Consider the following 21652-nt stretch of genomic DNA (forward strand, 5'->3'; position numbering starts at 1 on the left):
TGATTCGGAACAGAACAATCAGCCGACCATTCGCATGAATCTGCATCGTCCGCCGCTCTTCGGCATCTCGGGCCGCTCGGGCCAGGGCAAGACCACGTTGATCGAAGCACTGTTGCCCTGGCTGCGCGCGCGCGGGCTCATCGTCAACGTCATCAAGCACAGTCATCACTCGATCGAACTAGAACCGCCGGGCAAGGACAGTGCGCGCTTTCGTCGCGCGGGTGCGGGGGAAGTGCTGATCGCATCGCCGTATCGCTATGCGATCCTGCGCGAGCTGAATGGCGATGCGGAGCCGTCGATAAGCGAACTGGCCGCGAGGCTGTCGCATGCGGATCTCGTGATCGTGGAAGGCTTCGCGCGCGAAGCGATGCCGCGGCTGGAAGTCGTGCGGCCCTCGGCGAGCCGCGATCCGCTCTACAGGACCGATGTGGAAATAGTCGCAATCGCAACCGATGACGCCGCCGCGCTCGATACGACATTGCCCACGCTCGCGCTCGACGATATCGCGGGCATCGGCGCGTTCATTTGCGCGCGCGTGGGCATCGTGCTTGCCGATTAAGTCGCGGGCAAACCGTGACGCGCCATCGCCAGCGCTTCTTTCAACACATCGTTATCACCGATGTGATTCGCGAGCAGCAGCACGAGCTTCGCGTTGAGCAACTGGCTGTCTTCATCGGATAGACCATTGTGCGTGTCGATGAGGCGCTCGTAGAACGCATCGTGGTCCGCGATATTCAGTTCGAGATTGAGCTTCATACGATTCATCATCCGTTGCAGGTTGCACGCTTGACCGCGACCGCGACCGATGCGGCATCGAACTCGCGCCAGCGCGCGCACACGTGTTGATCGGGACGCAGCAGATAGAACGTGCCCGGCCGTGCATCGAAGCGATGCGCGACCATGCCTTCCACGTCTTCCACCACGGTCACGCCCGGCACCGTGCAGGCCATGCCTCTCGGCACGACGATCAGCGCACGCACGGGCAGCGGCGCATTCGACAAGGCCGCGAGACTCTGCGCGCATGCGTCCGGGCCGTGGCCCAGTCCGCAGAAATAGAGGCCGGTGAACGCGCCGCCGTGGGTCTGAGGCAAGAGCCACGCATCGCGGTCATCGACACGCACGGGCGCATCGACGCACGGCGCGCCGGGAATCATCGCGCCATCGAAGGCATCGTCTTCCCTGTCAGGCGTATTGAGCGACGAATCGCGCAGCACCGCGGGCACCGAAAGCCGTCCGCTGTTCGCGATGCGCCGCGCGAACGCGGCATCCTTCGCGAGCTTGAGCGTCGCGTCGCGAAAGAGCCGTGACACCGCGCTCTTCGGCGTGATGAAGTCGGTGGCGCGCGTCGAGTTGAGGATGTTTTCATCGGCGGCATATTCGCGCTCGGAGGCATACGTATCGAGCAATGTGTGCGGCGCATCGCCGTTCACGACGAGCCGCAGCTTCCACGCGAGATTGTCCGCGTCCTGCACGCCGCTGTTCGCGCCGCGCGCGCCGAACGGCGACACGCCATGTGCGGAATCGCCCGCGAAGATGATGCGCCCATGCCGGAAGCTATCCATGCGCAGACACGAAAACGTGTAGACGCTCACCCATTCGAGCTCGAACTCGACATCTTCGCCGAGCAGCGCTTTGACGCGCGGAATCACACGTTCCGGCTCTTTCTCCGCGACGGGGTCCGCATCCCAGCCGAGCTGAAAATCGATGCGCCATACATCGTCGGGCTGACGATGCAGCAGCACCGACTGATTCCGGTGAAACGGCGGATCGAACCAGAACCAGCGCTCGGTCGGAAACGGCGCCTTCATCTTCACGTCGGCGATCAGGAAACGGTCCTTGAACGTGCGGCCGTGGCTGTCGAGACCGAGCGCACGGCGCATCGGGCTGCGCGCGCCATCGGCGGCCACGACGTATTGCGCTTTCAACGCGTAGACGCCATCGGGTGTTTCGACTTGCAGCTCGACGTGATCCTCATGCTGCGTCACGCCGACGACATTGCTTTTCCAGCGCAATTGCAAATTCTCAAGCGCCATCGCGCGTTCGGCGAGAAAGCCTTCGACGTAGTACTGCTGCAAGTTGATGAACGCGGGACGCGAATGCCCCGTTTCCGGCAGCAGATTGAACGTGTAGACGAGGTCGTCGTGCAGAAACACTTTGCCGACGTTCCAGCTCACGCCCTTTTCGATCATCCTGTCGCCGCAGCCGAGGCGGTCGAAGATCTCCAGTGTGCGCTTGGCGAAGCAGATGGCGCGCGAACCGGTCGACACGGTGTCGTCGTTGTCGAGCAGCACGGTGCGCACGCCCTGTTGGGCGAGATCGATGGCCGTCGCGAGACCGACCGGCCCCGCACCGATCACCGCAACGGGATAAGGCGAGGATGCGGGCGCATCGTGTTCGGGCGCGCGCTCGTATTCGAAACGCAGACTGGCGTAGTTCACGGACATTCGATCGTCTCCATCGTCGAAGGGCGAATCGCTTCGCTTTCGGTTATCTGTTCATCATTGTACAAGTCGTTTTATACTGTTGAATCTGCGTTTACCCGAATGCGGGCAGCGGCGTGATAGCCGCCGGCGGATGTCATATGAACATTGAAGGATGAAAACGCCGATACGCGAAAGTTGGCGCGAACGCCAGACCTGGATCAGACGCCGGCGAAGCCGAGCATCTTCGACACGCGTTGCGCGCAGTCGCGTAAGGCTTTGGATATATCGCCGTCCCATGCGCCGTCGAACGAGCCGCTCGGCCCGATCGCCGTGATCGCGAGCACGATATTGCGCGAGTGGTCGAATACCGGCGCGCTCATCGCGCTGATGCCGGCGACGGGTTCGTCGATCGCTCTCGCGATGCCGTGCCCGCGCACTTCGGCGAGCATCGCATCGATCTGCGCACGCGTGTAATCGCGACGTTCCGCGCCGGTCTGCAACGCGCCCGCGCGCTCGATCGCGACGAGCGCATCGACGGTCATTGGCGGCAGATACGCGGCGAATGCGCGGCCCGTCGCGGTCTGGAGCAGCGACATCACCGTGCCGGTGCGCATCGTCACGTGAATGGGCACGCTCGCCTGCTGGATATGAACGATCGTCGGTCCATAGCTGCCCGCGCTCGCGAGCGCGACCGTATGCTCGATGCGCGGCGTCATGTTCGCCGCCTCCGCGATCGCCAGGCGCACCGGATCGACGCGCTGCAAGCTGATCAGGCCCATCTGCAAGGCGAATGGCCCGAGCTCGTAACGGCCAGTGGCCGGGTCCTGCTGAATCAGGCCGAGATTGCCATACGAGACGAGATAGGGATGCGCCTTCGCCGAAGGCATGCCAGCCTTCTTCGCGAGATCGCCGAGCAGCATCGGGCCGCCGTGATCCACGAGCGCGCGCAACAGCGCCCCGCCTACTTCGATCGATTGAATTCCCCGGCGCACTCCGCTCATGCCTGACCTTGTGTCGTTGTCGATGATGCGCGCGATGATAACCGCACTCGCGCGCGGATCGTCATGCTTGAGGGCCGAGGCGTGCAATCAGTTCGCGATGTTGCGGATAGCGCGCTTCCAGCGCACCCGGCGCGGCCAGGTCGAACTCGCTGAATTCGAAGCCCGGCGCAACCGTGCAGCCGACGAGCGCCGCGCCGTTCGCATCGTGGCATTCGGCCGCGAACCAGGCGCCCGCTTCGACGACAGCCTGAAACACCGTGTCCGCATGATCGATCATGTTGCCGAGACGATGCGTGACGAGCGCCCCGTTCGCATCGAGCACGTGCACATCGACGGGATCGCCCGCATAGAAGTGCCAGACTTCGTCGGAGCGAATGCGATGCCACGCCGAATGCGCGCCGTCGCATAGCAGGAAGTGAATTGCGGTGGACGCGGACCGCGCATCGCTTTCGTTTTCGTTGTCCTTCTCGCGCCTGACCTTGCCTTTCGCGCGATACGTCTCGCGGAAATATCCGCCTTCCGGATGCGGCTCGAGCTTCAGACGCTCGATCAGTTCCCGGCTATCGATGCGATCACGTTGCATGTCGTTCCCTTTGCAAGAGCGGTTGCGGTTCGCGTATTCTGCATCGGATTACCCGCAGCGCCATTCTTCTTCACTTCATCCGTGGACGCCATGACTCTTCCTTCTTCCTTGCTCAATGCCTTCGCTCCGACCGGCACGCTGCGCGCGTCGATCAATCTCGGCAACCCGATCCTCGCGCATCGCACGGCAAGCGGCGAGCCGGGCGGCGTATCGGTGGATCTCGCGCGCGAACTTGCGTCGCGCCTCGGCGTGCCCGTCTCGTTCACTTCTTTCGAGCGCGCCGCGGAGTCCGTCGAGACCGTGACGAACGAAGATGCGGACATCGGTTTCTTCGCGATCGATCCGCTGCGCGGCGCGGGCATCGCGTTCACTGCGCCTTACGTGCTTATCGAAGGCTGCTATCTCGTGCGCGACGCGTCGCCGATCACGCGCAACGAAGACGTCGATCGCGAAGGCAACCGCATCATGGTCGGCAAGGGCAGCGCGTACGATCTCTTTCTCACGCGCGAAATCAAGCATGCCCAGATCATGCGCACCGAGTTGTCGCACACCGTGGTCGAGGACTTTCTACGCGACAACCTCGAAGTCGCCGCGAGCGTGAAGCAGATTCTCGAAGCCGATGCCGCGCGCATACCCGGCTTGCGCCTGCTCGACGGGCGCTTCATGGTGATTCAGCAGGCGATGGGCTTGCCGAAGCCCCGTGGTGATGACGCCGCGCGATATCTGCGCGAGTTCGTCGAGGACGTGAAACGCTCGGGATTCGTCGCGGATGCGCTCGCGCGCCACGGCATCGAGGGCGCATCGGTCGCGCCGGCCGCATGAGCCCGGACATCGAGCTCGCGGTCACCGACTGGATCGACGCGACGTTCGAACGCGACGTGGCAGGCGGACTCGCGGCGTTCAATCGCGCGCAACTCGGGCCGAGCCATCAGCGCGATCTCGCGGTGTCGCTCTATCGCGATGACGATTTTCTCGGCGGGCTCGGCGGCTATACCGCGTGGGACTGGCTCTGCGTGAAATGGCTATGGATACGCGAGGACGCGCGCGGCGCCGGGCTCGGCGCACGCGCGCTCGCAGCCGCCGAAAACGAGGCGATGAAACGCGGCTGCCGCGCGGCCTGGCTCGACACGGTCAATCCCGCGGCACGCGCGCTCTACGCGCGCCGCGGCTACGAGACCTTTGGCGAACTGGCCGACTTTCACGCGGGACAGACGCGCTATTTCATGCAGAAGCGGTTCTAGCGCGCTGGCGTTTTGCATTACGCATGCATAAAACCATCTGGCATTAAGCGTTTTGCATTACGCATTCAGCTTCAGGCGTCCGGCGACGCGCGCCGTGATCGCGCTGCGCGCCGCGAGCGATGCTTTCAGCCGCTCGCGCACGTCGCTAACGACATCGCCAGGCGCGCTGTCCGGATCGCCCGCGTCGAACGGCGGCGCGGGCGCGTATTCCATCTGCAACTGAACCGCTTGCGCTTCTTTTTCACCGACGAGCTCCGCCGCGAGCGCCAACGCGAAATCGATGCCCGCCGTGATGCCGCCGCCCGTGAACAGGTTCCCGTCGCGCACGACGCGCTCGTGCACCGGAATGGCGCCCAGTTCCGCCAGCAGCGTGTGATAGGCCCAGTGCGTCGTCGCGCGCTTGCCGCGCAACAGGCCCGCCGCGCCGAGCACGAGCGAGCCGGTGCATACCGACGTCAGATAGCGCGCGCCCTTCGCCTGTTCGCGGAGGAACGCGAGCGTCGTCTCGTCCTCCATCAGATCGCCGACGCCCGCGCCGCCCGGCACGCACAGCACGTCGAGCGCGGGGCAGTCATCGAAGGTCGTGTCGGGCGTCAGGATCATGCCCGCGCTCGATTTCAGCGGCTCGAGCGTCTTCCAGACGAGATGCACGCTCGTGTCCGGCATGTGCGCGAAAACGTCGTAGGGCCCGGTCATGTCGAGTTGCTGCACGCGCGGGAACAGCAGCAGGCCAATGTGTAGCGTCATCGTCTTCTCCTTGGTCGCGATGGTTCGTGGCAATAGACGAACCGATCCTACGCCGCTACGCTATGGCGAAATCGACACATGCCCCACGTTTTACGCCAAATCTCAGGGAGACCGCCGTGCAATCCGATACGCCGCGCATCATCGACGTGCTCGCCTTCCCCGACGTCCAATTGCTCGATGTCGCCGGCCCGGTGCAGGTTTTTGCGTCCGCGAACGATCTGGCGATGGCCGGGGGCCTGCCGCGCCCGTATCGCCCGCGCGTGGTATCGAAAAGTGGCACGGTGAGCGCATCGGCGGGACTGGGGCTTGTCGGACAGGCGTTGCCCGATGCGGCCGACGCCTGCGACACGCTGATCATCGCGGGCGGCTGGGGCGTGCATCAGGCGGTGCTGGATCGCGCACTCGTCGAATGGGTGCGCGCGCGCTCGGCTCATGCGCGGCGCACCGCGTCGGTCTGCACCGGCGCGTTTCTGCTGGCCGCGGCCGGACTTCTGGACGAGCGGCGCGCCGTCACGCACTGGACGCGCTGTGCGGAACTGGCCACGCGTTTTCCGGCGGTGCGCGTCGAGTCCGACCCGATATTCATCCGCGATGGCGACATCTGGACCTCGGCCGGCGTCACGGCGGGCATCGACCTGTCGCTCGCGCTCGTCGAAGAAGATCTGGGCCGCGCGCTCGCGCTCGATGTCGCGCGCCATCTCGTCGTGTTCCTGAAGCGCCCCGGCGGGCAGGCGCAGTTCAGCGCGGCGCTCTCGCTGCAAAAATCGGGCGAGCGCTTCTGCGAACTGCACGCGTGGATCGCCGAGAATCTCGCGGCGGATCTGTCGGTCGGCGAGCTGGCTGCGCGCGTCGGCATGAGCGAACGCAGCTTCGTGCGCCACTACCGCGCGCAAACCGGCACGACGCCCGCGCGCTCGATCGAGCGCATGCGTCTCGAAGCGGCGCGGCGCTTGCTCGGCGATACGACGTTGCCGGTGAAGCGCGTTGCCGCGCGCTGTGGCTTCGGCACGGAAGAAACGATGCGGCGCGGTTTCTTGCGTTCGCTCGGCGTGTCGCCGCAGGCCTATCGCGAACGATTTACCGCGCACGGCGCGGCCGCTGCTCAGCCGGAATGAAATGTCCGAACGCCTTGCCCGACGGGCTTTTTTTGTCCTGCGTACTCAAGCCTGTAAGCTGCGTGCCGTTAGCCCATTTAGAACGTTTGCTTGAGACGCGCGCCCCGGGCGGCGTGCGAGCGCAGTCGCTGAACGAGAACCGCCCGCCGTGGCGGCAATATGGCCTGGAGCGCCGATGAGTGTGTTTCCCGCGTACGACGCGCCGGTTGCCCGCGCAACCGCGGTCGAGTCCGCAACCGCGATGGCAAGCGGCGAGACGAGCCGCGCCTGCGCCGCGCCATCGATCGACGCCTTGCTGCGCGAAGCCGCCGCGACGGGCTGCCCCCAGCAATGGGCGTGGTATCGCGCGGGCGAGCAGTTGCATCTGGAGCGACGCGGCGATGCGCCGCTGCCCGGCCGAAACGAATGGCCGCTGGGCATCGCCGAGGAGCGGCTCGAACAAACGTGCGCCGCGCATGGCTGGCATTGCTGGCCGACCGGGCGCGGCGAGAGCGTGCTTGGCTGGCTCCTCGCGCCCGCCACGCACCGTAACGATGACCGTCTCGCCGACCTCGCACGCACGCTCGGCGAGCGCGTGCAGTCCGACGCCCTTGCACGCGCGCAGCTCACGCAGCGCGTGCTGTACGAAATCGCTTATCTGGCGAGCTCCGTGCCCGAGCGCGCCGATTTCCTGCGCGGTGTGCACGAACGACTCGGCACGCTCATCGACGCCGAGAACTTCTATCTCGCGCTCTACGACCGCAAGACCGGCAAGATCACGTATCCGTATTACGTCGACGTGATCGATACCGATGTCGTCGCCGCCGAGAACTACGACATCCTGAATCCGGCGCGACTCTCGATGACCGGCCAGGTGCTCACGAGCGGGCAACCGCTTTTCATCACCGCGGACGATATTTGCGAGGCCGAGCGCGCGGCCCGCTACTACTGCATCGGCGATCGTCCCGAGTACTGGATGGGCGCGCCACTCAAGAACGCCAGCGACGAAGTATTCGGCATGCTCGCGATGCAGGTCTACGACGTCTCGCGCATTTACACGGCCGAAGACCGCGCGCTCTTTCTCGTCGTCGCGCGGCACGTGGCGATGGCGCTCGACCGTATCCTGCACCGCGCCGATCTCGAAGAGCAGGTGGCGCGGCGCACGTCGGAACTGTCGAAGCTGAATGCGGCGCTGCGTCATGGCATTGCGGAGCGCGAACGTTCCGAGCATTTGCAAGCTGCGCTCTATCAGATCGCAGAATTGTCGAGCCGGCCCGGCGACACGCTGGAGTTTTTGCGCAGCCTGCATGGCATCGTCGGCGAACTGCTTTATGCGCGCAATTTCTATATCGCGCTCTTCGAAACGGAAACGGGCGAAGTATCGTTCCCGTATTACGTCGATGAGATCGTGCAGGAACGTCCCGCGCCGCGGCGCAATCAGCGAGGCCTCACCGAATACGTGATTCGCGAGCGGCGCGCGCGGCTCATCGACCATTCGGAAGCGTTGCGGCTCATCGAAGAAGGCGCGTTCGAAACCGAGCACAGCGACGTGCGCCTGCGTTCGTGGCTCGGCATTCCGCTCTTCGACGGCGATGTCGTGCGTGGCGTGCTTGCCGTGCAAAGCTATTCGCCGCTCGTGCGTTATTCATTGCGCGATCAGGAATTGCTGACCTTCGTGTCGCGCCATATCGATACCGCGCTCTCGCGCCGTCGCGACGCCGAAGCCCTGCATGCCGCGAATCTCGAGCTCGAAGCGCGCGTGCAGGCCCGCACGCGCGAACTCGACGACGTCAACGCACGCCTGCTCTACGAGAACTCGCACGATTCATTGACAGGACTTCCCAATCGCAGCCATCTGATGCAAAAGCTGCGCTCCGCGTGGCGGGACTATCAGACACGCGGCGATGAACTGTCGGTGATGTTCATCGACCTCGATCGGTTCAAGGTCGTGAACGACAGCCTCGGCCATCACTTCGGCGACATGCTGCTCGTGCAGGCCGCCGCGCGCCTGCGCGATTGCCTGCGTTCGTCGGATCTGCTCGCGCGACTGGGCGGTGACGAGTTCGCCGTTCTGTCGCCGAATGCATCGGTGCGCGATGCGGTGTCGATCGCCAAGCGCATTCTGGCTGCGTTCGACCTGCCGTTTCATATCGAAGAGCATGTGGTGTTTTCGTCGTGCAGCATCGGCATCGTGAGTGCGGACAGCCAGTTCCACACCGAGCCCGCCGACCTCTTGCGCGACGCCGATACCGCGATGTATCGCGTGAAGAACGCGGGCCGCGACAGCTTCGTCGTGTTCAATCAGGAACTGCGACGCCAGGTGTCGGACCAGGTGGAACGCGAAGGCGCGCTGCGCAATGCGATCAAGCGCGACGACGAGCTGCTGCCCTACTTCCAGCCCATCGTCGATGTGAAGAGCGGCGAAGTGGTCGCGCTCGAAGCGCTGATCCGCTGGCGTCAGCCCGATGGACGCATCGTCGGGCCGGCCGAATTTCTGCCTTCCGTGGAAGGCCTGAGGCTCATCGGCAGGCTCGATCTGTATATGCTCGAACGCGTCGCCGCCATTCTCTCGAATGCACGTTTTGCGCACTGGCCGCCGGTGCATGTGAACTGCTCCAGCTACAGCATGACGCGCCCCGAGTTCGCCGACGATGTGCTCGCGCTACTGCGGCGCTATCGCGTATCGCCATCGCGCGTATGTCTCGAACTTACCGAGGGCGCGCTTGTCGCCGAACCCGATCTCGCGCGGCGCACGATGCAGCGGCTTGCGGACAACGGCATGTCCGTCGTGCTCGATGACTTCGGCGCGGGCTTTTCGTCTTTGAGCTATGTGCACCAGTATCAATTCACGGGACTCAAGATCGACAAGTCCTTCATTCTCGAATTGACGGAAAGCCCGCGCAGCCGCGCGATCGTGCGGGCGATCGTGCGCATGGCCGAGTCGCTCGATCTGACGCTCGTGGCCGAAGGCGTCGAAGATGCGGCGACGCTCGCCGTGCTGCGCGACATGGGCGCGGCGCAGGCGCAAGGCTATTTCTTCGACCAGCCGCTGCCGCTCGAGGCGCTGACGCGCGCCTCGCTCGCACCGCGCGCGACGACGGCAAGCGCGCTGCTATAACAAACTCAACCGCCGCATCAAGGCATGCCGCCCATCGTGAACCGTACTGACGATTCAGCATCGAGCGATCCTGGCGACGGGTACGCGTGTTGCTGATTAGTATGCGTTATCGTCGAGTCGAAAAGGAGGCAGAAATGTCCCAGCATCCCGCGCATTCGCAGAATCACCGGCATCCGGATGAGCCGCGTCCAGAAGAAATCGCACGCGCGCTCAAAGGCGCCGAGTATCCGATGGGCAAGGAAAAACTCGTGGCACTGGCAAAGAGCAATGGCGCGGACGGCGAAGTCATAGCCGTGCTCAACAAGATCAGCGAACGCAATTTCGACAGCGCCGACGCGGTATTGCGGGAAGCGACGCGAGCGGAATAAGGGGAAAATGTAATGACTGAAAAACCTGCAGCGCCCGATACGCACGATAAGCCGCGCGCGCCGGGAGGAAACAATCTGAGCAACATCGGTATCGAAGACGTAGAAAGGGTTATCCCTCGGCCGGGAGAGGCACGGGCAACCGATCCCGCTAATGCGCGCGACAAAATCGGTACTACGCCGGACGATTCGGGAAATCGCCCCCGGCCGCTATAAATAAATTAAATGAACGCCAGTGCAATTTCCAATCGCGCACGCGAACATGTGCGCTAGGATGGAGAGTGCGTCGATCTGGGTGCGCGTCGTTGCACGGCGCCTGTCAGGAAACCGCGCAATGGCCCGGCATCCGTCTGGCCAATCAATGCACAAGGAGGCTCTATGAAGTGGGAAACGCCGAGTTTCACCGATATGCGCTTCGGCTTTGAGATAACGATGTATATTGCGACGCGCTAATCGAAAATGACAAAACGGCCATGTTAATGGCCGTTTTGTTTTGCGCGTGCAGTCCGTCTATTTTCAACCGCCCCGCACGGGTTCGGTATGCTTGTTCACCGGATCGGGCTGATCGGCATTCTGCGCATCGAGGCCGCCCTTGCCTGCAATTTCTGGCCCGTTCCCCGACCCATACGGCACTTCCGCCGTCTGATGCGGATGCTGATCCAGACGACGATTCTCCGGCTCGACTTCCCCTGCATTCGGTTGACGCACGCCCTGCTTCGGATCCCCGCCCGTCGCGGACCCCGGCCCCGGTGTATTGCCGATGGAACCGCCGCCGCTCGCGCCACTGCCTGCATCGCCTAAGGGCTTGTCGGTGCTCTTCGTTTCCTGTTCGCTATTGCTCATGGTGGCTTCTCCTTTTCGTGCGCCAATCGATGAACGTTGAGCAACGCGCATTCCAGTGCCATCGAAAATAAAAGGGCCCGCGTTATTGCGCGGGCCGTGCCACCACTACTACTGCGAGAAAGATCAGACCGCTTGCGTTGCGAGCGCCGAGCCGATGACTTCATTCGCGACCGCATCGACAGCCTGTTTCACGATACCGACGATCTCGTCCGCTTCGGCGCGCGTCGTCACGAGCGGCGGCGCGAAGCCGAGGATATCGCCATGCGGCATGGCACGCGCGATCACGCCGCGCTCGAGCGCCGCCGCCGACACCTTCGGCCCGACCTTCAACGCCGGATCGAAGGGCTTGCGCGCGTCCTTGTCGGCCATGAACTCGAGCGCCGCGAGCATGCCTGCGCCGCGCACTTCGCCGACGAGCGGATGTGCATCGAAGGCCGTGTGCAATTGCTGCTGCAAATACGCGCCGACATCGGCGGCATTCTGCGTGAGATTCTCGCGTTCGAGGATATCCAGATTCGCGATAGCCGCGGCCGCGCAAATCGGATGCCCCGAGTACGTCCAGCCATGACCCATCGGGCCGAACTCCTTCGAGCCCTTCTCGATGACGTCCCACACCTTCTCGCCGACGATCACGCCCGACAGCGGCGCATAGGCGCTCGTGAGACCCTTCGCGACCGTGATGAGATCCGGCTTGATGCCGAAGTGCTGCGCGCCCATCTTCGAGCCGAGACGTCCGAAACCACACACGACTTCATCGGAGATCAACAGGATGTCGTGCTTGCGAAGCACTTCCTGAATCGCTTCCCAGTAACCTTGCGGCGGCGCGATGATACCGCCCGTGCCCATCACAGGTTCTGCGATGAATGCGGCGACCGTATCGGCGCCTTCCTTCGCGATCAGCTTCTCCAGCTCTTGCACGCAATACGCGGTGAATTGCGTTTCGCTCATGCCCGCCGGCGCCTTGCGATACCAGTGCGGACACACCGTATGCTTCACGCGGTCGACCGGCAGGTCGAAGTTCTGGTGAAAGCTCGGCAGACCCGTGAGGCTGCCCGTCACGATGCCCGAGCCGTGATAGCCGCGCTCGCGCGAGATGATCTTCTTTTTGTTAGGACGCCCGAGCACATTGTTGTAGTACCAGACGATCTTGATCTGCGTTTCGTTCGCGTCCGACCCCGACATGCCGTAGTACACCTTCTTCATGCCTTCGGGCGACCAGTCGATGATGCGCGACGACAGTTCGATGATCGTATCGGTCGAGTGGCCGACATACGTGTGGTAATACGCGAGCTTCTTCGCCTGCTCATAGATTGCGTCGGCCACTTCGGTGCGGCCATAGCCGATATTCACGCAATAGAGGCCCGCGAATGCATCGATATAACTCTTGCCTTGATGATCTTCGATGCGAATGCCCTTCGCGCCCGTCACGATCTTGCCGGGCAGCGCACCGCTCGCATGATCCTGCGCGTGCGTGGACGGGTGCATGAAGTGCGCGCGGTCTTCGGCGAACAATTGGTCGAGCGATTGTTTTTGCTGGGTCATGTGCTTCTCCTTGATTCGGTGATGCGTGTCTTTGAGGATAGTGCTTTCAGGCGGCGCTCGTGAGCGGCAGGCCGAGATTGCCGAGGCAGAAGTATTTCGTTTCGACGAAGGGCTCGAAGCCTTCCGCACCGCCTTCGCGGCCGAGGCCCGACGCCTTCATGCCGCCGAAGGGAATCGGCGCACCGGTGAATTTCACGCCGTTGACCGACACCATCGCGAAATCGAGCCGGCGCACGAGCTGGAAGATCGTGTCGATGCGCGACGCGCAGATGTACGCCGCGAGGCCATATTCCGTGTCGTTGGCGAGTGTGACGGCTTCGTCGAGCGTATCGAACGGAGAAATCGCGGAGATCGGCGCGAAGTTCTCTTCGTCGTAGATGCGCATGCCTGGTTTGGCATCGGCAACGACGGTCGGTTCATAAAACCAGCCGCCGAGGACGTGCGGCTTGCCGCCGACGGTGATGCGCGCGCCTTGCGCTTTCGCATCATCGACGCGAGCGACGGTCGAATCGAATGCGGCCTGATGCATCAGCGGACCGACATCGACATTTGCTTCGAACGCCGTCCCTACTTTCAGCGCCTTGACTGCTTCCGTATAGCGTTCGACGAACTGCTCATAGAGCGGACGCGCGACGAGAATGCGGTTTGCAGCGCAGCAATCCTGCCCTGACGTCTGAAACTTCGCGCCCACTGCGACCCGCATGGCCTGTTCCAGGTCTGCGTCGTCGGTGACGATGAAGGGCGCATTGCCGCCCAGTTCGAGCGCGAGCTTCTTGATGCCCGATTGCGCCGCCGTTTGCGCGACGAGATTGCCGACGCGTGTCGACCCCGTGAAACTGACGGCGCGCACGCGGGTATCGCTGACGAGCGTTTCCATCGCCATTTGCGGCTCGCCGATCACGACGTTGAATACGCCTGGCGGGAAGCCTGCTTCTTCGGCGAGTTGCGCGAGTGCAATCGCTGAGAAAGGCGTTTCGTGCGCTGGCTTCACGACGACCGTGCAGCCTGCGGCGATGGCGGCTGCGGCCTTGCGCGTGATCATCGCGACGGGGAAATTCCAGGGTGTGATGAGCGCGGCGACGCCGACGGGTTCCATCACTGTGCCGAGATGCGCGCCGTCGATGTGCGTCGGGATCGTGCGGCCCGTGAGGCGCTTTGCTTCGTTTGCGAACCATTCGATGAAGCTCGCTGCGTAGGCGATTTCGCCTTTCGATTCGGCGAGCGGTTTGCCTTGTTCGAGCGACAGGATACCTGCGAGGTCGGCCTGATGACGCATGATCAGTTCATGCCAGCGGAGCAGCAATGCGCTGCGCTTTTGTTGCGGCATCCAGCGCCAGGATTGGAATGCGCGATCGGCGGCATCGATGGAGCTTTTGATCTGCTCCTTGTCGAGCATCGGGACATGGCCGATGACATTCTGATCGGCAGGGTTCGTTACCGCGATCGATGCGGCGCTGTTGCTGTGGACCCAGCGGCCGTCGATATAGCAGAGCGATTTGAACAGGATGGGGTGGCCTAGCAGCATGGGTTTGGCTCCTTTTTTGCCCTTGCGGGCCGTCGCTTTTCGTTTGATTCGATGTGGTCTACTTTACGGTCTTCGTGGTCGAGAGTTTTTTGTTATCGGTCGCTATGGTTGATGTTTTTTCTGTTTGAATCGCGGTTGCGTTGGGTTTTTCGGCTTCTATGGAATCCTGATTTCGTGTCGGTTTATTTGCTCTGCCCCTGTGCGGGGCGGCACCTACTTTCTTTGCTGCTGCAAAGAAAGTAGGCAAAGAAAGCAGCTATCCCCAGCCTAAGCACTTCACGCCGGCCGCGGCACAGGCGATCGACCTAATGGCCCCCAGAGTAGCGAGTGTTCTCGTGGGTCTTATCGGGCGTGGACCGCGCACGGTCCGTCACATCGCGCCGCACTACTGACTGGTTCAGCACGAAATAGCATCGGCACAGCGCTACGCGCTGCCGTCGGGTATGCAAGGGAAAGCACGCGGATGCACACGCACACGCAGACCCGATGACCGGTCGGCCGCGAAGCGGGCCGGAGCTAAATCGTGCTGAACCAGTGGGTCGTGCGGTGCGACGTGACGGACCGTGCGCGATCCAAGCCGCGTGAGTTTTGTGAGGGCACTCGCTATTGCCGGACCGCGAGAGTAGTTCTGTGCCGCGGCCGGCATGAAGCGCTTAGGCTGGGGCTAGCTGTTTCTTTGGTTACTTTCTTTGCGTCGACCAGAGTTGGCGCTTTAGCGCTTACTCTGGTCCCGAGCAAAGAAAGTGACTGCCGCCCCGCACAGGGGCAGTGCTAATAAACCGACACGAATACGGGATCAGACAGCAAACCAAAAAAACTCATACGACATCGTCAAAATCCGGCAAGCCCTCGCCAACATCCTTGACCACCTTCGTCACGATATAAGTGAAATACCTCTCGATCCCCAACTCCTCGACGAGCAAAGAATCGATAAACCGCTGATAGTGATCGATATCCCGCGCCACGACATGCAGCACGTAATCCACCCCACCCCCGGTGGCATAACACTGCACGATCTCAGACGCAGCTAAAACCCGCTCCTCAAACCGCCGCATATCCTGCGCAGTATGACGCGAAAGCGTCACCTCCACGACGATACGGCTGCCCTTGAAAGCAGCCGCCCAATCAATATCCGCGCGATAGCCACGTATCAGTCCGCTTTCTTCGAGTTTCTTCACGCGCTCCCACGCCGGCGAGATGGAAAGATTCACCTCTTCGGCAAGACGCGATTTCGTAATGCGCCCATCCCGCGCAAGAATGCGCAGGATAGCGAGATCGTAGCGGTCGAGCTTGATCAACTTACACGCTCACGGCAATGTTGCGTTCGACGATATCCGCAACCACGGCAACGGTATCGCCCGTCTGAACCAGCCCCGGGAAATGCCGAGCCGCAAGCAGTCCATCCCGTTTCGCGCGATATTCAACCGCAGGCTCGCCCGTGCGCGTCATGTCATACACGCGCGCGAGCACGTCGCCCGCTCTCACCATGTCGCCGAGGTCGCGGCACATCTCCAGCAAGCCGGTATGCTCGCTCGTCGTGTAGCACGAACCATCGGGCATATCGAGCAGCGTCGTCGTGCGCGCTTCGCCCTGCACCACCGACTTCTCGATGATGCCCGCATACGCGAGAAAGCCATACACGCCACGCTCCGCGATCGCAACGCTCTTCGCCGTCGACGATCCTCCTCCACCCAGCTCCGTCGATACGAACACCTTGCCCGCGTCCTCCGCAGCGCTATCGTAAAGACCGACGCTGTCGAGTTCGAGCATGCGCATCGAATAAGGCGCGCCGAACGCACGCATCGCGGCTTCGCAACGCGATTGCTGCGTCGCGTCGTTCAGCACGTGGATCGCCGCGAACGGCAGGAAGTCGAGCGTACGGCCGCCCGCGTGAATATCGAGCACGTAATCGGCGAGCGGCAACAGATGACGCTGGAAGTAATCCGCGATCTTCTCCGTCACCGTGCCGTCCGGCCGGCCGGGAAAGCTGCGATTCAGGTTGCCGGCATCGATCGGCGAGGTGCGCGAACCCACGCGAAACGCGGGATAGTTCATGAACGGCACGATGATCACGCGGCCGTGCACGTCGCCCTCCTTCAGCGTCGATGCGAGCTTCGCCAGCGCGATCGGGCCTTCATACTCGTCGCCGTGATTGCCGCCCGTGAGCAACGCGGTCGGTCCGTCGCCGTGCTTGATCACGGTGACCGGAATCATCACGGCGCCCCACGCGGAATCGTTGCGCGAGTACGGCAATTTCAGAAAGCCGTGCTGAACGCCTTCGGCGTCGAAATCGACGGTCGGGCTGATCGGTGACGCGCGCATCGTGTTACTCCTTCACGAACAATTTTCGAGGCGTATTGCAGAAGGTCTCCACGCCGGTGTCCGTAATCAGGATGCTCTCCGTGATTTCGAGGCCCCAGTCGTCGAGCCACAGCCCCGGCATGAAGTGGAACGTCATGCCGGGTTCGAGGACGGTCTTGTCCCCTGGACGCAAACTCATCGTGCGCTCGCCCCAGTCCGGCGGATAACTCGCGCCGATCGGATAACCGCAGCGGCTATTCTTTTCGATGCCGAACTTGGCCAGCACCGCGAAGAACGCCTTGGCGATGTCCTCGGTCTTGTTGCCCGGCTTCGCCATGGCAAGACCCGCTTCGATGCCTTCGACGACCGCTTTCTCGCCCTCGATGAAATGCTGCGGCGGGCGGCCCAGATACACCGTGCGCGAGAGCGGGCAGTGATAACGCCTGAAGCATCCCGCGATTTCGAAGAACGTGCCCGCATTAGCGGTGAACGCCGAATCGTCCCACGTGAGATGCGGCGCGGCGGCGTCGGAACCTGTCGGCAACAACGGAACGATCGCCGGATAGTCGCCGCCATAACCTTCGACGCCCGTAATACCGGCTTCATAAATCTGCGCGACAAGATCGCTCTTTTTCATGCCCGGCTCGACCTTGTCGAGAATGCGCGCATGCATCTTCTCGACGATACGCGCCGCCACGCGCATATATTCGATCTCGCGCGGCGACTTCACCGCGCGCTGCCAGTTGACGAGCGCGGTCGCATCGACGAACTTCGCGTTCGGCAGATGCTGCGTCAGCGACGCATACGCCTTCGCGCTGAAGTAGTAGTTGTCCATCTCCACACCGATGCGCTGGTTATCCCACCCGCGCGCGGCAATAACTTCAGTGGAGAGGTAATCCATCGGATGACGCTCCGTCGACTGCACATAGTGATCCGGATAGCCGACGATATTCTCGTGCCCCATGAACACCGTGCGCTTCGCGCCGTTCGCATCCTGACCGCGGCCGTACCAGACCGGCTCGCCATCCATCGCGAGCAGCACGCACTGATGCACGTAGAACGACCAGCCGTCGTAACCCGTGAGCCACGCCATGTTGGTCGGGTCGGTCACGATCAGCAGATCGATGCCCGCCTTCGCCATCGCGCGCCGCGTCTTCGCGATACGCGCGTCGTATTCGCTGCGCTCGAACGGCAGGCGTACCACGGGCGCCTCCCCTTTCTTCTGTTGCATGATTTCGGACATCGTCCCCTCTATCAAGCGGTCACATCGTTGTGGAAAATGGTTCCTGCCTTGTCCGCGCGGGCACGCTGAAGCGCAAGCGTTGCAATCGCGGTGTCCTGCGCGCCAGTGCCGGTGAGATCGCACACGGTCACTTCTTCATCGTTCGTTCGGCCAGGGACTTGTTGCGCGATCACCTGTCCCAGCTCGGCATAAGATGTATCAGCATGGGTCACGCCCGCTTCGATCGCGTGATGCAGTTCACCCAGAACACGCACTTGCTGTAAGCGGTCGCATACATAGCGCGCTTTCGTGAACACGTCCGGCGCGATTTCGTTCTTGTGCTCGGCGTCCGATCCCATCGCCGTGATATGCAGGCCGGGATGCAGGTCGCATGCGTGAATCAAGGGCTCGCGGCTCGGCGTCGTCGTGATGGCGATGTCCGCATGTTTCAGCGCGTCACTCACGGTGTCCGCGACATCGCAATCGATGCCTTCGCAATCGCGTGCGAATTGCATTGCGCGATCACGCTCACGCGCCCACACGGTCACATGATTGATGTCGCGCACGAGACGCAATGCCTTCAGTTGCAAGCGCGCCTGCTCGCCCGCGCCGATGATCGCCACGCGCTTCGCATCCTTGCGCGCGAGCCAGCGCGAAGCGACCGCGCCCGCAGCCGCCGTGCGCACCGCAGTGAGATAACCGTTATCGAGCAGCACGGCTTCCGTCAGACCCGTGCGCGCCGACAAGACCAGCATCAGGCCATTCAGACTCGGAAGGCCAAGCGACGGATTGTTGAAGAAGCCCGGGCTGACCTTGATCGCGAAGCTCTTAAAGCGTGGCAAATAAGCGGTTTTCACGTCGACTTCGCCTGCATGCTCGGGAATGTCGAGACGCAGAATGGGCGGCATCGCGACGGCTTCGGTCGCGAGCGACTTGAACGCGGCTTCGACTTGTTCGATCGCGTCGAGATCGAGCGGCACGAGCTTGCGCAATTGCGCCTGGCCGAGCAGCACGGTGGAGAGTTCGATGTTGGACATGGGTTCAGGCCGCTCCGATCAGGCGGCGATGCGTTTCGATATCGATGTTGCTGCCGCTCACGACAATCACGATCGGACCGCCTTGCGATTCGATCGCGCCGTCGAGCAGCGCTGCCATGCCGACCGCCGCCGCCCCTTCGACGACGAGCCGCTCTTCGCGATACGCATGCACGATGCCGCGCGCGATGGATACTTCATCGAGCAGCACGACGTCGTCGATGAGATCGCGCGTCATGGTGAAGGTATGCCGGTTATCGAGGCCGATGCCGCCGCCGAGCGAATCGGCGAGCGTTTCGAGTTCATCGACGAACACGGGCTTGCCCGCCGCGAGACTCGCGTGCATCGCGGCGCCGCGTTCCATCGACACGCCGATCATCTTCACGTCGCGTCGAATATGCTTCGCCGCGAACGCGATGCCGCTGAACAGCCCGCCGCCCGACAAAGGCACGACGATGCTCGCCGCATCGGGCAATGCTTCGAGAATTTCGAGGCCGATGGTGGCCTGTCCCGCGATCACGCGCTCATCGTCGAACGGTGGCACGAACGCATAGCCTTCTTCGCGCACGAGACGTTGCGCTTCGATCTGCGCATCGTCCTGACTCTTGCCGGCGATGACGACTCGCGCGCCGAGCGCGGCCACGGCATCGACCTTGTTCTGCGGCACGAGCGAAGACATGCACACGGCCGCTTCGATGCCGAGCGCACGCGCCGCATGTGCGACCGCGCGGCCATGATTGCCCGTCGATGCGGTGACGACACGCGTGCAGCCTTCCTCCGCAATCTGCGCGAGCGCATTGGTCGCGCCGCGCAGTTTGAAGCTGCCGGTGGGCTGCAGCGTTTCGAGCTTCAGATGAACCGGCACGCCCGCGACGCGCGACAGCGCCATCGACTGAACGAGCGGCGTGACGAGTGCGCGTCCTTCGATGCGCTGGCGGGCGCGGTAGACATCGGCGAGTGTGAGTGCGGACATGTGAGACCGGATTGCGTTCGAGGTAACGATGCAATCCAGTCTAATGTCCTAAAAAATCGTTTTCGATTGTCCTAGTTCAATCACGTCGATCTAATTGAAATCGTGCACGTGCGGGTATTGGCCGAAGACTTCGCGCATGGTCTGGACAGCCGCGCGGAACGTGCTGTCGCCCACTTCGGCGCCCACGCAAAGCCGCACTGCATTGGGCCGCTCGGCGCCGCGCACGAGGAACGGATCGGGCGACGTCACCGCGATATTGCGATTGCGCAATTCACGCGTGATGCGTTCGGCTTCCCATTCGTCCGGCACGCGCAGCCACACCGACAGCGCGTTCGGATGGCTGCCGAGCACATATTCGCCGAGCAATTCGCGCACGACGCTCTGCCGCGCCGCAAGACGTTCGCGCTGAATCTGCACGAGGCGTTGCGCGGTGCCGTCCGTGATCCAGCGCGCCGTGACTTCCGCGATCGGCGATGTCGCCATCCAGCAACTCACGCGCAACACGCTTTCCGCACGCAATGCGAGACGGCGCGGCACCGTCATGAAGCCGGTGCGCAAGCCGCTCAAGACAGACTTGGTCATGCTCGTGCAGTAGAACGCGAGCTCGGGAATGAGGCTCGCAATCGGCGTCTGCGTCTTAGCGGGCAGCGCGCCATAGACATCGTCTTCGATCACATAGACGCCATAGCGCTCTGCAATGCGCGCTATCGCGCGGCGGCGCGAATCCGGCATCAACGCGACGGTCGGATTGTTCAGCGTCGGCGTGCAGACGAGCGCGCTCACGCGTTCGCTGTCGCAGACTTCCTCGAAGTGCTCGGGGCGAATGCCGTACTCGTCGATCTCCAGACCTTTGAGCGTAAACCCCAACACGTTGGCCGAGCCGATCACGCCGTGGTCCGTGAGGCTCTCGCACAGCACCGTATCGCCGGGACCGACGATCGACGCCAACGCCGTGAAGATGCCGTGCGCGACGCCATTGGTGACGAGCAGCGTCTCCACCTTCGCGGGCATGTTGAGCGACGCGAGCCATTCGACGCCCGCCTGCCGATGACTGTCGAAGCCCGCAATCGGCCGGAACGCGCGTATCCACGGCTGATCGTCTATCGTCGACAAGGTCGCGCAGACCTTGCGCCACATCGCGTCGTGCTCGGGCGTATGCACGATGCGCGCGATCGAAAAATCGACGACGGAGCGCTCGGCCGTATCGAGCATGTAAGTGGACATCGTCTCGGTCACGCGCGCGGCGACGAAGCTGCCGCGCCCCACTTCGCAGCGAATCAGCCCTTGCCTTTCGAGTTCCTTGTAGGCGTTCGTGACGGTCTGCACGCTGATCGCGAGATCCGCTGCGACTTCGCGTTGCGGCGGCAAGCGCTCGCCGGATGCCAGCGCGCCGCTTTCGATATCGGCGGCCATTGCCTTGACCAGCCGCTTGTATTTGGACTGCACGCCCTGCACCGTTCGCACGGCGTCGCGCCATCTTTCATTCACGTCCTGCTCCTCGCTTGCCGGGTTCCTTGCGCAATAGTGGCGCAAAAATGCGCGTGAAAATAATTGTCCTAGAGCAATCGGAACAAATATATGGCTTTGTATTCTGCGTCGGTGGCTATGCAACGAGCGTCGTCGAAGCCCTTCGAAGTAAG

General features: G+C 62.8%; 21 protein-coding genes. 7 read left to right on the forward strand and 14 right to left on the reverse strand.

Annotated elements, in window-relative coordinates; all coding sequences use genetic code 11:
• The first annotated feature begins 34 nt into the window (after positions 1 to 34).
• Positions 35 to 559, forward strand: a complete 525-nt coding sequence (mobB, locus tag AWB75_RS06575; RefSeq protein ID WP_061123259.1) for a molybdopterin-guanine dinucleotide biosynthesis protein B — start codon at positions 35 to 37, stop codon at positions 557 to 559.
• Here the strand turns inward: mobB and AWB75_RS06580 are convergent.
• The 4 genes from AWB75_RS06580 to AWB75_RS06595 all read right to left on the reverse strand — a co-directional run bounded on the left by AWB75_RS06580 (position 556) and on the right by AWB75_RS06595 (position 4007).
• The gene (locus AWB75_RS06580; protein ID WP_087086508.1) at positions 556 to 765 is read right to left on the reverse strand and encodes a DUF2783 domain-containing protein; all 210 of its coding nucleotides are present in this window, start codon (positions 763 to 765) and stop codon (positions 556 to 558) included. The genes mobB and AWB75_RS06580 overlap by 4 nt on opposite strands.
• Positions 765 to 2444 carry an FAD-dependent oxidoreductase gene (locus AWB75_RS06585; protein WP_061123260.1) on the reverse strand — a complete coding sequence of 560 codons (1680 nt, stop codon included), beginning with the start codon at positions 2442 to 2444 and terminating at the stop codon, positions 765 to 767. Before AWB75_RS06585 ends, AWB75_RS06580 begins: the two co-directional genes overlap by 1 nt.
• A gap of 197 nt (positions 2445 to 2641) precedes the next feature.
• A complete protein-coding gene (locus tag AWB75_RS06590; protein ID WP_061123335.1) occupies positions 2642 to 3424 on the reverse strand; it encodes an IclR family transcriptional regulator in 783 nt (260 codons plus the stop codon).
• A 61-nt stretch (positions 3425 to 3485) separates the two neighbouring features.
• Complete coding sequence (locus tag AWB75_RS06595) at positions 3486 to 4007, reverse strand: cupin domain-containing protein (RefSeq protein ID WP_061123261.1); 522 nt, start codon at positions 4005 to 4007, stop codon at positions 3486 to 3488.
• Between the two features lie 90 nt (positions 4008 to 4097).
• Here AWB75_RS06595 and AWB75_RS06600 point away from each other — a divergent pair, with 90 nt between their 5' ends.
• Positions 4098 to 4829, forward strand: coding sequence for an ABC transporter substrate-binding protein (locus AWB75_RS06600; protein ID WP_061123262.1), 732 nt, complete (start codon positions 4098 to 4100; stop codon positions 4827 to 4829).
• Complete coding sequence (locus tag AWB75_RS06605) at positions 4826 to 5248, forward strand: GNAT family N-acetyltransferase (RefSeq protein WP_061123263.1); 423 nt, start codon at positions 4826 to 4828, stop codon at positions 5246 to 5248. The genes AWB75_RS06600 and AWB75_RS06605 overlap by 4 nt, the downstream gene beginning before the upstream one ends.
• Positions 5249 to 5305: 57 nt before the next feature.
• On the opposite strand, the gene AWB75_RS06610 is transcribed toward AWB75_RS06605, so the two are convergent.
• The gene (locus AWB75_RS06610) at positions 5306 to 5995 is read right to left on the reverse strand and encodes a DJ-1/PfpI family protein (RefSeq protein ID WP_061123264.1); all 690 of its coding nucleotides are present in this window, start codon (positions 5993 to 5995) and stop codon (positions 5306 to 5308) included.
• Positions 5996 to 6057: 62 nt separating this feature from the next.
• On the opposite strand from AWB75_RS06610, the gene AWB75_RS06615 reads away from it, so the two are divergent.
• From AWB75_RS06615 to pqqA, 4 genes are all read left to right on the forward strand, one after another.
• Entirely contained in the window at positions 6058 to 7110 is a 1053-nt protein-coding gene (locus tag AWB75_RS06615; RefSeq protein ID WP_200822933.1) for a GlxA family transcriptional regulator, read from the forward strand.
• A gap of 175 nt (positions 7111 to 7285) precedes the next feature.
• Positions 7286 to 10207 (forward strand): bifunctional diguanylate cyclase/phosphodiesterase, encoded by a 2922-nt coding sequence (locus AWB75_RS06620; RefSeq protein WP_061123265.1) that lies wholly within the window; start codon positions 7286 to 7288, stop codon positions 10205 to 10207.
• A 134-nt stretch (positions 10208 to 10341) separates the two neighbouring features.
• A complete protein-coding gene (locus AWB75_RS06625) occupies positions 10342 to 10575 on the forward strand; it encodes a DUF2795 domain-containing protein (RefSeq protein ID WP_061123266.1) in 234 nt (77 codons plus the stop codon).
• A 375-nt stretch (positions 10576 to 10950) separates the two neighbouring features.
• Positions 10951 to 11025, forward strand: coding sequence for a pyrroloquinoline quinone precursor peptide PqqA (gene pqqA / locus AWB75_RS06630; protein WP_008353049.1), 75 nt, complete (start codon positions 10951 to 10953; stop codon positions 11023 to 11025).
• Between the two features lie 63 nt (positions 11026 to 11088).
• On the opposite strand, the gene AWB75_RS06635 is transcribed toward pqqA, so the two are convergent.
• From AWB75_RS06635 to ehuR, 9 genes are all read right to left on the reverse strand, one after another.
• Positions 11089 to 11415, reverse strand: a complete 327-nt coding sequence (locus AWB75_RS06635; RefSeq protein ID WP_061123267.1) for a hypothetical protein — start codon at positions 11413 to 11415, stop codon at positions 11089 to 11091.
• 123 nt (positions 11416 to 11538) lie between these two features.
• Positions 11539 to 12957: an aspartate aminotransferase family protein gene (locus AWB75_RS06640; RefSeq protein WP_061123268.1), complete on the reverse strand. Its 1419-nt coding sequence runs from the start codon at positions 12955 to 12957 to the stop codon at positions 11539 to 11541.
• Between the two features lie 46 nt (positions 12958 to 13003).
• Positions 13004 to 14482: an NAD-dependent succinate-semialdehyde dehydrogenase gene (locus tag AWB75_RS06645; RefSeq protein WP_061123269.1), complete on the reverse strand. Its 1479-nt coding sequence runs from the start codon at positions 14480 to 14482 to the stop codon at positions 13004 to 13006.
• A gap of 818 nt (positions 14483 to 15300) precedes the next feature.
• Entirely contained in the window at positions 15301 to 15780 is a 480-nt protein-coding gene (locus AWB75_RS06650) for an Lrp/AsnC family transcriptional regulator (protein ID WP_061123270.1), read from the reverse strand.
• Position 15781: 1 nt separating this feature from the next.
• Positions 15782 to 16804 carry a N(2)-acetyl-L-2,4-diaminobutanoate deacetylase DoeB gene (gene doeB / locus AWB75_RS06655; protein WP_061123271.1) on the reverse strand — a complete coding sequence of 341 codons (1023 nt, stop codon included), beginning with the start codon at positions 16802 to 16804 and terminating at the stop codon, positions 15782 to 15784.
• A 4-nt stretch (positions 16805 to 16808) separates the two neighbouring features.
• Positions 16809 to 18026 carry an ectoine hydrolase DoeA gene (gene doeA / locus AWB75_RS06660; protein ID WP_061123272.1) on the reverse strand — a complete coding sequence of 406 codons (1218 nt, stop codon included), beginning with the start codon at positions 18024 to 18026 and terminating at the stop codon, positions 16809 to 16811.
• 11 nt (positions 18027 to 18037) lie between these two features.
• Positions 18038 to 19042, reverse strand: coding sequence for a cyclodeaminase (locus AWB75_RS06665; RefSeq protein WP_061123273.1), 1005 nt, complete (start codon positions 19040 to 19042; stop codon positions 18038 to 18040).
• 4 nt (positions 19043 to 19046) lie between these two features.
• A complete protein-coding gene (gene eutB, locus AWB75_RS06670; protein ID WP_061123274.1) occupies positions 19047 to 20012 on the reverse strand; it encodes a hydroxyectoine utilization dehydratase EutB in 966 nt (321 codons plus the stop codon).
• A 90-nt stretch (positions 20013 to 20102) separates the two neighbouring features.
• On the reverse strand, positions 20103 to 21500 hold the full coding sequence (gene ehuR, locus AWB75_RS06675) for a MocR-like ectoine utilization transcription factor EhuR (protein ID WP_061123275.1): 1398 nt from the start codon (positions 21498 to 21500) through the stop codon (positions 20103 to 20105).
• Positions 21501 to 21652: the final 152 nt, after the last annotated feature.

The organism is Caballeronia catudaia (genome assembly GCF_001544755.2).
In the GTDB taxonomy this organism is placed as follows: Bacteria; Pseudomonadota; Gammaproteobacteria; order Burkholderiales; family Burkholderiaceae; genus Caballeronia; species Caballeronia catudaia.